Below are 15,987 nucleotides of genomic sequence, written 5' to 3'. Positions count from 1 at the left end.
CATGATCTATTTTTGCGTTATATGTATATTTTTTTTGGATAGCGGAGGTCTGCGACACTCCCGCGGAAGAACGAGCAATGAGACCCCACAGGCATGAATCATCTTCCTGATTTTCATCAAGCCGAGGAGGCTCATGGATCGTCCGCAGGAAAGGGAGCAGACTGAAGCGAGTGTAAGACAGATCAAACGATTATTGATTTATGTTAGATTCAGGTGAATAAATAGTAAATAAAACAGTCATTCCGGATGGAGGAAGAAAATGGGTAAACGAGAAGCAACAATCGAACGAAAAACGAATGAAACAAACATAAAAGTAACCTTCAACATCGATGGCGCAGGAAATGCTAACTTAGACACAGACGTACCATTTATGACACATATGCTTGACCTGTTTACACGTCATGGACTGTTTGATGCAACAATCGTCGCAAAAGGTGACGTAGAAATTGATGACCACCATACGACAGAGGATGTTGGTATCGTATTAGGAGAAGCATTTAAGCAAGCGTTAGGAGATAAAAAGGGGATTAAGCGCTATGGAAATGCATTTGTACCAATGGATGATGCTTTAGCGCAAGTCGTTGTAGACTTGAGTAACCGTCCACATCTTGAGCTTCGTGGTGAGTGGCCAGCACAAAAGGTTGGTACTTTTGATACGGAGCTAGTGCATGAATTTCTTTGGAAGTTTGCGTTAGAAGCGCGTATAAATTTACACGTCATCGTACATTACGGTCATAATACACATCATATTATCGAAGCGATCTTTAAAGCATTAGCGAGAGCGCTTGATGATGCAACACAAATTGACCCACGCGTTACTGGTGTTCCTTCAACGAAAGGAAAATTATCATGATTGGTATCGTAGATTACGGGATGGGCAACCTTCATAGCGTAACGAAAGGGCTTGAAAGAATTGGCCACACCCCATTTTTATCGGAAAAGATAGAAGAATTAGAGAAAGCGGATAAGCTAATTCTCCCTGGAGTAGGATCGTTTCGCGATGGGATGCGTGAGCTACAGGAAAGAGGACTAGATACTTTTTTACAGGAATGGGCTCAAAGCGGGCGTCAGCTTTTAGGAATTTGTTTAGGTATGCAGCTTCTTTTTGAAGAGAGTGAAGAAAATGGTCAAACGACAGGGCTTTCGTTATTGCGAGGTGGGGTTAAGCGTTTTTCTGGAAAAGGGGTAGATGGCGTTCCTTATAAAGTACCACATATGGGATGGAATCGTCTCACATTTCAACAAGAAGGCCATCCAATTTTGAAAGACGTACCAAATGGCCATGTATATTTCGTGCATTCTTATGTCGTTCAAGTAGCAGACGAGGCCGAGCTTATCGCATCTTCTGAATATGGCAATGAGCTTGTGCCCGCAGTTGTGGGGCAAGGTAATGTATGGGGTACACAATTCCATCCAGAAAAAAGTAGTGTGCTAGGAATGCAAATGTTGAAAAACTTTGCAGAGTATAAGGAGGGAGCGCGTTAATGTTTACAATTTATCCTGCAATTGATATTCGTGGTGGGAAATGTGTTCGTTTGCTTCAAGGCGATTATGAAAAGGAAACCGTGTATGGCGACTCTCCTTTTACGATGGCAAAGAGCTTTGAAGATAAAGGTGCAACGTGGATTCACACGGTTGATCTTGATGGTGCGAAAAAGGGAGAACCCGTAAATCACGAGGTTGTGTTGAAGACAGCACAGGAGCTTTCAGCCAACGTGCAAATCGGTGGTGGTATTCGAACATCAGCCTCTGTTTCACAGTATTTAGACAACGGTGTGGCGCGTGTTATTTTAGGTAGTTCAGCAATTTCAGATCCTGCATTTGTAAAGGAAATGCTTCGTACGTATGGTGGTAAAAGGGTAGCGATCGGTATTGACGCACGTGATGGCTATGTTGCGACACACGGCTGGCTAAAAACATCTGAGGTGAAGGCAGAGGAGCTAGCGCAAGAGCTCGTCGAGTTTGGCGCTGAAACGTTTATCATGACGGACATTTCTCGAGATGGTATGCTATCTGGTCCAAATGTCGAGGCGATTGCAGCCCTCGGGAAAACGACAGGAAAAGAAGTTATTGCTTCAGGCGGAATGTCGGAAATGAAAGATATTGCAGACTTGGTAGCACGCATTGATGATGGCGTTTCAGGAGCGATCATTGGGAAGGCACTATATACTGGTCGAATTTCACTTGAAGAAGCGCTGAAGGAGGTGTCTCGTTCATGTTAACGAAACGAATCATTCCGTGCTTAGATGTAAAAGAAGGGCGCGTTGTAAAAGGTGTACAGTTTGTCGATTTACGTGATGCGGGAGACCCTGTTGAGCTAGCGGCGTTTTACGATGAACAAGGGGCCGATGAGCTAGTTTTTTTAGATATATCCGCGTCACATGAAGGACGAGAAACGATGGTAGAGGTCGTAGAGCAAGTAGCCGGAGAACTGGCGATTCCTTTCACTGTTGGCGGAGGGATTAACACAGTAGAGGATATGAAACGAATATTGCGGGCAGGAGCAGACAAAGTTTCTGTCAATACTGCCGCAGTTTTACGTCCAGAGTTAATTCGAGAGGGCGCAGACTTCTTTGGTTCTCAATGTATCGTTTTAGCTGTCGATGCAAAATGGGATGATGAGCTTCGTTCATGGCGAGTATACACTCACGGTGGCAGGAAGCCGACAGAACGGGATGTAGTTGAATGGGTGAAGGAAGCTGTCGAGCTAGGCGCTGGTGAGATTTTACTAACGTCAATGGATAAAGACGGAGAAAAATCCGGTTTTCACGTAGCGTTAACTCGAGCAGTTAGTGAAGCAGTATCTGTACCTGTTATTGCATCAGGTGGCGCAGGTGCGAGTGAGCACTTTTATGATGTATTTGTTGATGGGTTAGCTGATGCTGCTTTAGCTGCATCGATCTTTCATTATAAAGAGACATCAGTTGCGGAAGTGAAGGCGTTTTTAAAAGAGAGGGGGCTTGAAATCCGATGACGATAGAAGTTCGGTTTGATGAAAAGGGATTAGTTCCAGCTATTGTGCAGGATGCTCAAAGTAAAGAGGTGCTGACACTAGCGTACATGAATAAAGAGTCGTTAGAGAAAACATTAGAGACGAAGGAAACGTGGTTTTATAGTCGCTCTCGTCAGGAGCTTTGGCATAAAGGAGCAACTTCTGGAAATACACAGCGCGTCGTTGATATTCGAGTTGATTGTGACGAAGATGCTCTCGTAGTATTAGTAGAGCCGAACGGTCCAGCTTGTCACGAAGGAAGTTTTACTTGTTTTACAGACCGATTAAATAATGGCGGAAGTGAAACGAGTACTACGACCATATCTGACGGAGAGGATCGATTTGCGATCATTCGTCAGTTAGAGCAAGTAATTGCGGAACGTGCTACAGAGCGACCTGAAGGTTCTTACACAACTTATTTGTTCGATGAAGGCGTCGATAAAATATTGAAAAAAGTAGGGGAAGAGGCGTCAGAAGTCATTATTGCGGCAAAAAACCGCTCCAAGGAAGAGTTGACGTGGGAAAGTGCAGATCTACTTTACCATTGGCTCGTTTTACTTCGTGAGCAACAATTACCGTTAGATGCCGTTTTACAAAGATTGGCAGAGCGTCACGGGGAAAAGTAAAGGACTGACTAGGAGAATATGAAAGTCTGTTAGCTAATAGGATGTATATAGGAGTGAATGGCTTTAAACAGCGATTCACTCTTTTTTTAACTAAGCTCGTTTTAAGTTTTTCTTAAAGCTTCCAAATGCTATTAGTGTTGACTCTAATAGTAAAAATTCAGCCTTTTGATTCAATCACAATCGTTCAAGTGAAATATGAACGTTCTGCCATTGTTACTCGTTTAATCCCGTGTTATACTGCTATTATTGCATGAATGCTAGTGAATACTATCACATGTACGATTGTAGTTCAATCGTACATATAAACATGCAGGAAGAATGAGAAGGAGGGCTTATCTGTGAGTGAACAATCAAAGAAAAAAGGTCAAATTATTCCTTTTATGCAAGATGGTGCTTATTTTTACAAAAAAGGGATAGAAGCTTATCAAAATAGGCAAATTGACCAATCGATAAATTACATTGAAAGAGCAATTAGGATTGAACCACAGGAGCCTGTATTTTTGTGTCAATTGGCAATTGTTTTATCTGAAAAAGAGGATTATCACGGAGCAAATGCATTGCTGAATAGAGTGCTGACTGAAGTGGATCCAAACATGGCGGAATGCCACTTTTTTATTGCTAATAATGCTGCTCATATAGGAGAATTTGATGAGGCACAAAAGCATTTAGAGAGATATCTTGAAATGGAGCCTGACGGAGAATTTAAAGAAGACGCAGAATCTTTATTATATATGATAGAAGAAGAAGGCATTGACTTTTTACAGGAACTAGAAAATTTCCCATTAGAAAACCCAGTAATTGACCGCATCGTTGATTATTTAAATAAAGGCGATTATGAATGGGCAGAAAAAGAAGCTCGCGGTTTTTTAATGGAAGAGCCTAAGGAATGGGACGTTTATGCTTATTTAGCAGAGTCTCTTATGTATCAAGGGGACTTAACACAAGCAAAGTCGATTCTTCAAGATTTGTTAATGAAGGAAGAACCGAACTTCATAGCACAATGCTTAATGACCGAATTGTTATATAAAAAAGATGAGCAGGGAAAGGATGTCTGGGTGAAAAACTTAATTCACTTACGTCCAATAAAAGATTGGCATTGTTATTACTTAGCAAAAACGCTTTTTGCTGTAAAAAAATATGATCAATCGTATAAATGGTTTAAGAAGTTGTATATTAATAGTGAATTTGATAAGCATCCAGCATACTTTCATCAAATGGCTATCGTTGCATGGAAGAATGGTTTTCATGAAAGAGCGCGTCTTTTATGGGAAAAGACGAGAAAATTGGATAAAGAAAACGAACATATTTCAAAGGTATTTCTTGAACAACTTTCAGAATCAGATGAACATTTTTCACCAGAAGATGGTTGGTTTATTTATGCACTACCGACATCTGAACTAGAAGGCACAACTGTAGAATGACTTCTTTGTCAGTTGTAGATAATGTTAAATAAGTATAGGGTGACTTAATAGGTGTGAATTTACCTTTTGGGTCAACCTGTTACATAAAAGAATTGTGAGCAGTATTTTGGACTTCACAGTAATTTTTTCATACGATAGTGGTAGAAGAATGATGATGTAAAACTTAGGGAGTGGAATCAATGAGTGAAGAAAAAATATATGATGTAGCAATAATTGGTGCTGGTCCTGCAGGGATGACAGCCGCAGTGTATACTTCTCGAGCAAATTTATCCACAGTAATGATTGAGCGAGGGGTTCCAGGGGGACAAATGGCAAATACAGAGGATGTGGAAAACTATCCAGGCTATGAAAGCATTCTCGGCCCTGAGCTTTCAACAAAGATGTTTGATCACGCCCGAAAATTCGGAGCTGAATATCAATACGGTGATGTGAAAGAAATTATTGACGGAAAAGAATATAAGACGATTGTCGCTGGGAATGGTGAATACAAAGCGAGAGCAATCATTATTACAACTGGCGCAAAATATAAGAACTTAGGCGTACCTGGTGAAAAAGAGCTAAGTGGCCGCGGTGTTTCTTATTGTGCTGTGTGTGACGGGGCATTCTTTAAAACGAAAGAGTTGGTTGTTGTAGGTGGCGGAGACTCTGCAGTAGAGGAAGCAGCTTATCTTACAAGATTTGCAAGTAAAGTAACGATCGTGCACCGTCGCGATGAATTCCGTGCACAAAAGATCTTACAAGATAGAGCATTCGCTAATGAAAAAATCGATGTTATTTGGAATCATACTGTCAAAGAAATTAACGGTGAAGATAATAAAGTATCAAGTGTCACTATTGTAAACAAAGAAGACGGTAGTGAGCGAGAATTTAAAACGGACGGCGTATTTATTTATATTGGGATGCTCCCTATCAATGAACCATTCTTAAACCTTGGGATTACGAACGCCGATGGTTATGTAGAAACAAATGATGAAATGGAAACGAAAATTCCTGGTATTTTTGCCGCTGGTGATATTCGTGAGAAAACACTTCGTCAAATCGTAACAGCTACTGGTGATGGTAGTATCGCTGCCCAATCAGCACAGCATTACGTTGAAAACTTAGTAGAAAGCCTTCAAGCAAATAAATCGTAACAATAAGAAGTCTTGATGATGGGTACTTAAAAGGTGAACTTTTACCTTTTAAGTACCTTTTAATTGCTCTTGGGATTAATTTTCCCTTATTAAAAGTAAAAGACCTACTTCGATAACAGCCTCTACTCCTACTTTTTCTTCGTTTCGTGACATTAAATTCTAAAACTGTACTACTAATTACCTAGTCCCTGTTACATTTTATACAGAGAAGAATATTTTTCCAAATAACGTTGGAGAAATCAATAAATACAGTATATTTACAAAAAGTAATTTCCACTTAATTCTTCTGTAACAATGCTGAAATATAAAACGGTTATTATATAAGTAGTAATTGACCCCCTTTTTTTATATATTAACTTTTGCACGGGCAACGTCGGCCCGTGCCCTTTTTTTGTAACAACATAAATACTGTACGTATGCTGTTACAGTATTTTTAAATGTAGTATAATAATATTAGCTTTGAGTGAGTTTTTACAAAAAAAGAAACAATTATGATACGGAAACTTCATCATATATTTTACTATCGTTCATCCTTTTGATGAGCTTGTTAAGGTTGAGGTGACAATATTTTGCAACGAGTAACGAATTGTATATTAAAAAAAGGTCAGCACGTCCTAACGTTAAAAAAGCCTCGCCGTGGCTGGTGGGTTGCTCCTGGTGGAAAAATGGAACTAGGAGAATCAATTAGAGAAAGCACAATGAGAGAGTTCTATGAGGAAACAGGTATTCAAGTAAAGGAACCAGAACTAAGAGGAATATTTACCATTATTATTGAAAAAGACGATAGAGTAGTGAGAGAGTGGATGATGTTTACGTTTGAAGCAACAAGCTATGAAGGTACACTACTTAAAGAGTCACCTGAAGGTCAGCTTGCATGGCATGATGCAAATGATGTTCAACAGCTTCCAATGGCACCAGGAGACTATCATATTTGGGAACATGTGTTGGAAAATAAAGGATTAATGTACGGATCCTTTACTTACACAGAGGATTTTGAACTTCTTTCTTATCGATTAGATGCGGACGGTCATCCAATTAAAGAATACGACATTACAAAAAATAGATAATGTAAAAGGGGGAGCTATCAATGGAAAATACACAAGAAGCATTAGAACAGCTTCAATTAGTCATTATTACCGGTATGTCTGGAGCAGGGAAAACAGTAGCGGTTCAAAGCTTTGAAGATATGGGATATTTCTGTGTTGATAATCTCCCACCAGCGTTAATTCCTAAATTTATCGACCTAGTAGAAGGCTCGGGTGGAAAAATGCAGAAGGTGGCGCTTGTAATAGATTTACGAGGAAGAGAGTTTTTTGATCAGCTATTTGCTGCAATTGATACGATCGGCAAAGAATCAAAGGTTGTTCCACAAATATTATTTTTAGATTCCCGAGATAATGTTCTCGTTAGAAGATATAAAGAAACAAGACGTACTCATCCGTTAGCAGGTGGTGGACCACCTTTAGTAGGGATAGAGGCTGAACGTAATTTGCTCAATGATTTAAAAGGGCAAGCACAAATGATTCTAGATACGAGTGATTTAAAACCGCTTCAACTACGCGAAAGAATATTACAACGTTTTTCTTCAGATAAACAAGTTTTTACCGTTCAGTTTTTGACGTTTGGCTATAAACACGGTATCCCGATTGATGCTGATTTAGTATTCGATGTCAGGTTTTTACCAAACCCACATTATATTGACCATCTAAGACCAAAAACTGGACTTGATAAGGAAGTATCTGACTATGTTTTAAAGTGGTCTGAAACGCAGCAGTTCATTGATAAGCTAACAGATCTTTTAAGCTATATGCTCCCGCACTACAAGAGAGAGGGTAAATCTCAACTCGTAGTAGCTATCGGCTGTACTGGTGGAAAACATCGTTCTGTAACGTTAGGCGAGTATTATAAAGCAAAGCTTGCAGAGGATGGATTTTATACGTATGTCAGTCACCGTGATGTAGAGAAAGGAAAGTTAGAAGGTTGAAGAAGGCTAACATAGTTGTTATTGGCGGAGGAACAGGACTATCGGTTTTGCTTAGAGGCCTTAAAACATTTCCAGTAGATATTACTGCTATCGTAACAGTTGCAGATGATGGAGGAAGTTCAGGCCGTTTAAGAAGAGAATTAAAAATACCACCTCCTGGGGATGTAAGAAATGTGTTGGTTGCCCTTTCAGAGGTCGAGCCATTAGTAGAGGAGTTGTTTCAGCATCGTTTTGAGCCTGGGAATAGTCTGTCAGGTCACTCGCTAGGTAATCTGTTATTGGCTGGTATGACTTCAATTACAGGTGACTTCTCAAGAGGTGTGCAAGAGTTAAGTAGAGTGTTAAACGTCAAAGGGAAAGTATTACCCGCAACAAATCAAGAGGTTGTTTTACATGCTGAGCTTGAGGATGGGTCGCTCGTTGAAGGAGAGTCACAAATACCACTCTCTGGGAAAAAAATTAAAAAGGTGTTTATTGAGCCTGAAAAACCAGCACCTTTAGATGAAACACTTTTAGCAATTGAGAAAGCAGATTTAATCGTACTAGGGCCAGGTAGCCTATTTACGAGTGTACTACCTAATTTACTCGTCCCTGAAATAAGCAGGAAGGTTAAGGAATCAAAAGCATGGAAAGTATATATATGCAATGTGATGACACAGCCAGGGGAAACAGATAATTTTACTGCAGCAGACCACATTAAAGCCATATATGATCATATAGACATGCCATTTTTACACGCAATATTAGTTAATAATCAAAAAATACCATTTTCCTATTCTCAACGCTATTTAGAGGAAGGTGCCAAAGAAGTCATCGTAGATGAGCACCGATTAAAAGAAATGGGACTTGAAGTAGTAGCTGATAATTTACTTTACTTTGATAATGAATATTTACGACATGATGCCTTAAAGTTATCGCAACGACTCATATCTATGCTATAATTAATATTTAAAGATATTAATATTTATAAGCTGTCGATGATGCTATTTTATAATATCAAACGTTTTAAACGTGAATGGTGCAGTGTCAGTTAAGCGAACATCTGTCAATTATATGATGCAGGAGGTGAGGCAGATGTCTTTTGCTTCCATGACTAAAAAAGAACTAACACAACTGGAAGTAGACGAATGCTGTTCGAAGGCAGAGCTTGCCGCCTTGATTCGAATGAATGGTTCTATCTCCATTAGAAATATGCAAATTGCCTTGGACATTCAAACTGAGAATGCTGCGATTGCGAGAAGAATCTACACATTAATAAAGCAGCTTTTTCAAGTACATGTTGAGCTACTTGTAAGAAAAAAGATGCGACTAAAGAAAAACAATGTGTATGTTGTCCGAATAACGAAGGAAGCAAGATCGTTATTAGAGCAGTTAAAAATAATGGATGCAACCTTGTCTTTTACGAGGGAAATTTCTGAGGAGATTATTGAGAACGAATGCTGCAAACGTGCTTACTTAAGAGGAGCATTTTTAGCTGGCGGCTCCGTTAATCACCCAGATACATCATCCTATCATCTGGAAATTTTCTCTTTTTACGAAGAACACAACAGCTCGCTATGTGAATTAATGAATTATTTTGACTTAAACGCGAAAATGTTAGAAAGAAAAAAAGGTTTTATCTTGTACTTAAAAGAAGGCGAGAAAATTAGTGAGTTCCTCAACATTATCGGTGCTCATAGTGCCCTTTTGAAATTCGAAGATGTTAGAATAATGAAGGACATGCGGAATTCAGTGAATAGGCTTGTTAACTGTGAAACAGCAAATCTAAATAAAACTGTCGGTGCAGCAATCAGACAAGTAGAAAGTATCCGCTTAATTAAACAAGAGGTAGGCCTTGAAGTCCTTCCAGAAAAATTAAGAGAGATCGCTGAACTTCGTATAAAACACCAAGACGTCACATTGAAAGAGCTAGGTGAAATGGTGGAAAGTGGTAAGGTGAGTAAATCTGGGGTTAATCACCGTCTAAGAAAAATTGAGGAATTTGCGAATAAATTACGCGCAGGTGAACCAATTAATTAAAAAGCAGCACTAGCATAAGGACAAATGATATACAATATAATCTAATAAATATAATATACGGCTATAGGGAGGAAGTAAAGATGTTAGAAAAAAAGGTTGTAGTAAAACGTAAGACAGGGTTACAAGCAAGACCAGCTGCATTATTTGTACAAGAGGCTAATCGCTTTCAATCAGATATCTTTATTGAAAAAGATGGGAAAAAGGTAAACGCTAAAAGTATTATGGGTATTATGAGCCTGGCAATTAATGCAAACAAAGAAATTAGCTTGTCGATTTCTGGTTCGGATGAAGAAGCTGCAATGGATGCTCTAGTAGAATTTGTCGAACAAGAAGTATAAAGCTTGATTTAGCACATGTTTGTGATGAAATTAACAAAAAAGGGCCTCTCTTCTAATTAGATTGTAATTGTAATCTAACTAGAAGAGAGGCTCTTTTTGTTTGAGTGAGTTTGTTGGCGTCAGAAAGGAAAGCAAAGTGGCTTAGTATTCCTTTCCAGGAATCTGCGTGCCTCAGAAAGGAAAGCAAAGTGGCTTAGTATTCCTTTCCAGGAATCTGAGTGCCTTAGAAAGGAAAGCAAAGTGGCTTAGTATTCCTTTCCAGGAAGCTGAATGCCTTAGAAAGGAAAGCAAAGTGGCTTAGTATTCCTTTCCAGGAAGCTGAATGGCTTAGAAAGGAAAGCAAAGTGGCTTAGTATTCCTTTCCAGGATGCAGAGTGCCTTAGAAAGGAAAGCAAAGTGGCTTAGTATTCCTTTCCAGGAAGCTGTATGCAGTAGAAAGGAAAGCAAGATAAGCTAGTATTCCGTTAAAAGACACTATAATCTGTAGAAAGCCCACCACCCTCACGCCTCAATCCCGCCACCTAAAATAAAAAAAGCCTAGCAAGATTACTTCTCACTAGACTTTAAAATCATTTTATTCAGGCTTCTTCTCCATAACTTCATCAATTAAGCCATATTTTTTCGCTTCAAAAGATGTCATGAAATTGTCGCGGTCTGTATCGCGTGCAATGACTTCAATTGGTTGGCCAGTACGCTCAGCTAAAATTTCATTAAGCTTTTCACGCATTTGGACAATTCTTTTAGCATGGATTTCAATGTCTGCTGCTTGACCTTGTGCACCACCTAATGGTTGGTGAATCATTACTTCACTATTTGGTAGGGCAAAACGTTTGCCAGGTTCACCAGCAGCTAGAAGGAATGCCCCCATTGATGCTGCCATACCGATACATATTGTTTGCACTTTCGGCTGTATAAATTGCATCGTATCGAAAATAGCCATACCGGCTGTAATCGATCCACCAGGACTATTAATGTAAAGTGAAATATCTTTTTCAGGGTCATCCGCAGCTAAGAATAGTAATTGAGAAACGATAGAGTTAGCTACGTTATCATCAATAGCAGATCCTAGCATAATAATGCGGTCCTTTAATAACCGAGAATAAATGTCATATGCGCGTTCACCGCGATTTGTTTGTTCAATTACCGTTGGGACTAAATTCATTTAGTACTCCTCCTTCGCCTTATATAAAAAATATGTGAGACTAGATCACAAGAGTGCTACTTCATGTGATTATCATAAACTAATGGTCAATAAAGGTCAAATGATATGTTTGATCTTTATAAATATATGTACCAACATACTCATCATAGCCGATTTTATTTCTTTTCAAACACTATATTTTATGTAGAAACAAGAAAACAATACATAAAATCAAACTTTTTCATGAAAAAAGTTAGACAAATATATGTGAATGAACATGGTATAATTACAAGTGTAAAAAAATCAATGATTCTATTTCTAGGGGGGCTTATATGAAAAATGAAGTGCAATTACTTCAGCAGCAATCCTTGAGGCTCGTCATGACAAATGAACTTCGTCAAGGAATAGCGATGCTTCAGTGTTCAGCGATGGAATTACAAGATTACATTCATGAATTACTACTCGAAAACCCTCTAATCGAAATAGAAAGCTTTGAAAATAATAATTGGACAGCTATTACGCATGCCGATGAAAGTACATCGGCAATTGAACATATAAGTAAAGATTTCGTTGATTTAAAGCAATTTTTACAAAACCAAATTACATTTTTAGATCTTGATAAGTCAATAAAAAATATCGCTTTATATGCGGCGCAATGTGTGGATGAAAACGGATATTTACTGCACCCTCCATCAGAAATTGCTATAGAATTAAATGTCAGCCTAACTGAAGTTACAAAGGCGATAGATATTATCCAGACGTTAGAACCGGCAGGAGTCGGCGCTTCGTCATTACAACAATGCCTTCTTATCCAAATGAGACAGCAAAAAGAAAGAGACGAGCAAGCGGAATTCATTTTAGAAAATTATTTTGAAGAGCTTGCTAATAAGCAGTTAAAAACAATTGCGAACAAAGAAAATATTAGTGTATTAAAATTACAAAAAATTACTGATAAAATTCAACAACTCAATCCAAAACCAGGCGCAATTTTTTCAAATGAGCCATGCACATATGTTGTGCCAGATGTTAGTGTAAAGTCAACAATTGAAGGCTTTAAATTGTATATTCATGATGAGCTGTTGCCAAAGCTCACATTGAATAAAAACTATCAAGAACTCATGAAAAATAGTGATACTACTATTAATAAATATATTCAAAAAAAATATGAGCAGTATGTATGGATAAAAAAATGTATAGAGCAGCGTCAAAAAACTTTATTTGATGTTGCGAGCACGATTATAGAAAAGCAACTCGATTTTCTAAAAGGTGGTGCAGTGAACTTAAGACCACTAACATTAAAAACTGTTGCTGATCATTTAGGTATACATGAGTCTACCGTTTCTAGAGCTACGATGAACAAATATATAGAAACGCCGATGGGGTTGTACCCATTTAAATACTTTTTTACGGCTTCAGTAGGGTCGAATAAAGGTCAGACAAACTCTTCTGAAAGTGTAAAAACGCATTTAAAGCAAATGATAGATAATGAAGATAAAACAAAGCCTTTTTCTGATGATAAGCTAGCGACCATGATACATGAAAACTATGCAATTGCCGTCTCAAGAAGAACGGTAGCAAAATATAGAGATGAAATGAACATACCTGGCTCAAGAAAACGAAGACGGTTTTCTTAAAGGAAGGAGTATTTTTGCAATGTCGAAACTTTACTTTTACACAAAAACAGGCTGTCCCCTCTGCGATAAAGGACTAGAAATCTTACAAAAAATTAATGAACGTTCTACTTTTGAAATTGTGGAACGGGACATATATTCAAACGATGAATGGCTTGAAAAATATCAAATTCGCATTCCTGTCATTGAAGATGAAACAGGCGATGTGCTTGATGAGGGGATAATATCATCTTTAACATTGAAACAAAAAATCAACAAAAAGTTCACATGTTAATACTTGCTAGTGAGACATTTCATTGGTACAATAAATTTTGTGGAACGAGATCGATTTTTCCAAATTATTGTACATAAAGAAATGCTCTTTTTTTTAGCAACAGGTGGGACACAATATGTCTATGAGGGACGATAAAAGTCCCTAGGGGGAAGCGATAAAGGAGTTTTAAACAGATATGAAGATGCTTTTAGACCTACAAAAGAAGTTGTTGCCCGATCTTGTGGAAGTACTTGGGTTACGCTATCGCGTTCTTCGTTACATAAGATTAATGCAACCAATCGGCAGAAGAACGTTAGCTAATAATTTGGAAATGTCTGAACGAATTCTTCGAAGTGAAGTCACGTTCCTTAAAGAGCAAGGGTTATTAGATATAACGGCCTCAGGAATGACATTAACTGAAGACGGCTTAACACTACTCACTCAATTAGAAGAAGTAATGAAAGAAGTTTTTGACATCCGTACGATGGAAAAACAATTAAAGGAGCTTCTTCAATTAAAAGAGGTTTATATTGTACCCGGGAATAGTGATATGTATCCATGGGTAAAAAAAGAAATGGGAAGAACTTGCGTCTCTATTATGAAAAAGCGATTGTACACAAAAGGAAATACAATTGCGGTTACTGGTGGTACGACCATCGCTGCAGTAGCAGAAATGGTGGTTCCTGATATGGATTTAAAGGAAGCACTTTTTGTTCCAGCAAGAGGTGGATTAGGAGAACAAGTAGAAAATCAAGCAAACACGATCTGTGCAACGATGGCTAGAAAGGCCATGGGGACATATAAGCTACTACACGTTCCCGATCAATTAAGTAAGGAAGCATATCAATCGCTTGTGGAGGAACCTTCTATTAAACACATCTTGGAGTTAATCCATTCAGCAAACATGGTGATCCATAGTATAGGGGAAGCCCATACGATGGCGAATAGAAGAAATTCATCAAATGAGCTTATTGAGAAATTAAAGAATGAGCATGCTGTAGCAGAAGCCTTCGGTTATTATTTTAATGAGACTGGGGATATTATCCATAAAGTGTTAACGATTGGATTACAATTAGAAGATTTAAAGGATATCTCGCATATTATTGCGGTCTCCGGCGGAACTTCAAAAGCAAGGGCTATTAAAGCGTATATGAAACATAGTTGTAATCAAATACTAGTAACCGATGAAGCAGCTGCTAAAGAAATATTAAATACTACATAGTTTATTTTGTAGAAATAAGGAAACATATTAAATAGGACAACGATCCCTATGAAGAAACTTTTATTCAAGGGGTAAAACTATTATCCCTTTGATATATATATTTTGCTTTTATAATTAAAGGAGGAATTTTAAAAATGGCTACAAAAGTTGGTATTAATGGTTTTGGACGTATTGGACGCGTGGTTTTCCGTGCGGCACTAAATAACCCAGAGGTAGAGGTAGTTGCAGTAAACGACTTAACTGATGCAAATACACTTGCACACTTACTTAAATATGACTCTGTGCATGGTAAATTAGATGCTACTGTTGAAGTATCTGGTGACAACCTTATTGTAGGTGGGAAAGAAATTAAAGTTACTGCAGAAAGAGATCCTGCGAAACTAACTTGGGGAGATCAAGGAGTAGAAGTTGTTGTAGAATCTACTGGTTTCTTCACGAAGCGTGCTGACGCTGCAAAACACTTAGAAGCTGGTGCGAAGAAAGTAATCATCTCTGCTCCTGCATCTGAAGAAGACATCACAGTTGTTATGGGTGTTAACGAAGATAAGTACGATGCAGCTAACCACCATGTAATTTCTAACGCATCTTGTACTACTAACTGTTTAGCTCCATTTGCAAAAGTATTAAACGACAACTTTGGTATTCGTCGCGGTATGATGACAACAGTTCACTCTTACACTAACGACCAACAAATCCTTGATTTACCACATAAGGATCTTCGTCGTGCACGTGCTGCTGCTGAAAACATCATTCCGACAACTACTGGTGCTGCAAAAGCAGTTGCATTAGTTCTTCCTGAATTAAAAGGTAAATTAAATGGTGGAGCAATGCGTGTACCTACACCTAACGTTTCTTTAGTAGACTTAGTTGCTGAATTAGATAAAGATGTAACAGCTGAAGAAGTAAATGCTGCACTTAAAGCTGCTGCTGAAGGTCCACTTAAAGGTGTATTAGATTTCAGCGAAGAGCCATTAGTATCTGGTGACTACAATGGTAACCCATCTTCTTCTACTGTCGACGGACTTTCTACGATGGTAATGGAAGGTAACATGGTTAAAGTTATTTCTTGGTATGACAACGAGTCTGGTTACTCTAACCGTGTTGTAGACCTTGTTGCTTACATCGCGAAGCAAGGACTATAAGAGTAACGTCCTTAAGTCTATTAGACGATTGGACACTCTTTCATAGATCCCTTTTGTGTATGACTAAATAGTTAAAAGGGAGGAG

At 38.4% G+C, this 15,987-nt stretch carries 17 protein-coding genes; 16 read left to right on the top strand and 1 reads right to left on the bottom strand.

Annotated elements, in window-relative coordinates; translation table 11 throughout:
* Positions 1-259 precede the first annotated feature (259 nt).
* From hisB to BCELL_RS17475, 12 genes are all read left to right on the top strand, one after another.
* The gene (gene hisB / locus BCELL_RS17530; protein ID WP_013490109.1) at positions 260-853 is read left to right on the top strand and encodes an imidazoleglycerol-phosphate dehydratase HisB; all 594 of its coding nucleotides are present in this window, start codon (positions 260-262) and stop codon (positions 851-853) included.
* A complete protein-coding gene (hisH, locus tag BCELL_RS17525) occupies positions 850-1,485 on the top strand; it encodes an imidazole glycerol phosphate synthase subunit HisH (protein WP_013490108.1) in 636 nt (211 codons plus the stop codon). The genes hisB and hisH overlap by 4 nt, the downstream gene beginning before the upstream one ends.
* Positions 1,485-2,222: a 1-(5-phosphoribosyl)-5-[(5-phosphoribosylamino)methylideneamino]imidazole-4-carboxamide isomerase gene (gene hisA, locus BCELL_RS17520; RefSeq protein ID WP_013490107.1), complete on the top strand. Its 738-nt coding sequence runs from the start codon at positions 1,485-1,487 to the stop codon at positions 2,220-2,222. Before hisH ends, hisA begins: the two co-directional genes overlap by 1 nt.
* A complete protein-coding gene (hisF, locus tag BCELL_RS17515) occupies positions 2,216-2,974 on the top strand; it encodes an imidazole glycerol phosphate synthase subunit HisF (protein WP_013490106.1) in 759 nt (252 codons plus the stop codon). Before hisA ends, hisF begins: the two co-directional genes overlap by 7 nt.
* Positions 2,971-3,618 carry a bifunctional phosphoribosyl-AMP cyclohydrolase/phosphoribosyl-ATP diphosphatase HisIE gene (gene hisIE, locus BCELL_RS17510; protein ID WP_013490105.1) on the top strand — a complete coding sequence of 216 codons (648 nt, stop codon included), beginning with the start codon at positions 2,971-2,973 and terminating at the stop codon, positions 3,616-3,618. The genes hisF and hisIE overlap by 4 nt, the downstream gene beginning before the upstream one ends.
* A 338-nt stretch (positions 3,619-3,956) precedes the next feature.
* Positions 3,957-5,039 carry a tetratricopeptide repeat protein gene (locus tag BCELL_RS17505; RefSeq protein WP_013490104.1) on the top strand — a complete coding sequence of 361 codons (1,083 nt, stop codon included), beginning with the start codon at positions 3,957-3,959 and terminating at the stop codon, positions 5,037-5,039.
* 179 nt (positions 5,040-5,218) lie between these two features.
* Complete coding sequence (gene trxB / locus BCELL_RS17500) at positions 5,219-6,172, top strand: thioredoxin-disulfide reductase (RefSeq protein WP_013490103.1); 954 nt, start codon at positions 5,219-5,221, stop codon at positions 6,170-6,172.
* Positions 6,173-6,741: 569 nt separating this feature from the next.
* Positions 6,742-7,239, top strand: a complete 498-nt coding sequence (locus BCELL_RS17495; RefSeq protein ID WP_013490102.1) for an 8-oxo-dGTP diphosphatase — start codon at positions 6,742-6,744, stop codon at positions 7,237-7,239.
* A 20-nt stretch (positions 7,240-7,259) separates the two neighbouring features.
* Positions 7,260-8,156 (top strand): RNase adapter RapZ, encoded by an 897-nt coding sequence (gene rapZ / locus BCELL_RS17490; protein WP_013490101.1) that lies wholly within the window; start codon positions 7,260-7,262, stop codon positions 8,154-8,156.
* On the top strand, positions 8,153-9,097 hold the full coding sequence (locus BCELL_RS17485; RefSeq protein ID WP_013490100.1) for a gluconeogenesis factor YvcK family protein: 945 nt from the start codon (positions 8,153-8,155) through the stop codon (positions 9,095-9,097). Before rapZ ends, BCELL_RS17485 begins: the two co-directional genes overlap by 4 nt.
* A 133-nt stretch (positions 9,098-9,230) precedes the next feature.
* Positions 9,231-10,175: a DNA-binding protein WhiA gene (whiA, locus tag BCELL_RS17480; protein ID WP_013490099.1), complete on the top strand. Its 945-nt coding sequence runs from the start codon at positions 9,231-9,233 to the stop codon at positions 10,173-10,175.
* 80 nt (positions 10,176-10,255) lie between these two features.
* Positions 10,256-10,513, top strand: coding sequence for an HPr family phosphocarrier protein (locus BCELL_RS17475; RefSeq protein WP_013490098.1), 258 nt, complete (start codon positions 10,256-10,258; stop codon positions 10,511-10,513).
* 574 nt (positions 10,514-11,087) lie between these two features.
* Here the strand turns inward: BCELL_RS17475 and clpP are convergent.
* Complete coding sequence (gene clpP, locus BCELL_RS17470) at positions 11,088-11,675, bottom strand: ATP-dependent Clp endopeptidase proteolytic subunit ClpP (protein ID WP_013490097.1); 588 nt, start codon at positions 11,673-11,675, stop codon at positions 11,088-11,090.
* Between the two features lie 311 nt (positions 11,676-11,986).
* On the opposite strand from clpP, the gene rpoN reads away from it, so the two are divergent.
* The 4 genes from rpoN (at position 11,987) to gap (ending at position 15,902) form a co-directional block, all read left to right on the top strand.
* Positions 11,987-13,288: an RNA polymerase factor sigma-54 gene (gene rpoN, locus BCELL_RS17465; protein WP_013490095.1), complete on the top strand. Its 1,302-nt coding sequence runs from the start codon at positions 11,987-11,989 to the stop codon at positions 13,286-13,288.
* 19 nt (positions 13,289-13,307) lie between these two features.
* A complete protein-coding gene (locus BCELL_RS17460; RefSeq protein ID WP_013490094.1) occupies positions 13,308-13,559 on the top strand; it encodes a glutaredoxin family protein in 252 nt (83 codons plus the stop codon).
* A 175-nt stretch (positions 13,560-13,734) separates the two neighbouring features.
* A complete protein-coding gene (locus BCELL_RS17455; RefSeq protein WP_013490093.1) occupies positions 13,735-14,760 on the top strand; it encodes a sugar-binding transcriptional regulator in 1,026 nt (341 codons plus the stop codon).
* A 134-nt stretch (positions 14,761-14,894) separates the two neighbouring features.
* A complete protein-coding gene (gene gap, locus BCELL_RS17450) occupies positions 14,895-15,902 on the top strand; it encodes a type I glyceraldehyde-3-phosphate dehydrogenase (protein ID WP_013490092.1) in 1,008 nt (335 codons plus the stop codon).
* Positions 15,903-15,987 lie beyond the last annotated feature (85 nt).

This window comes from Evansella cellulosilytica DSM 2522, assembly GCF_000177235.2.
In the GTDB taxonomy this organism is placed as follows: Bacteria; Bacillota; Bacilli; order Bacillales; family Salisediminibacteriaceae; genus Evansella; species Evansella cellulosilytica.
The sequence above is the reverse complement of the archived record's forward strand: the minus strand, read 5'-3'. Positions and strand labels throughout refer to the sequence as shown.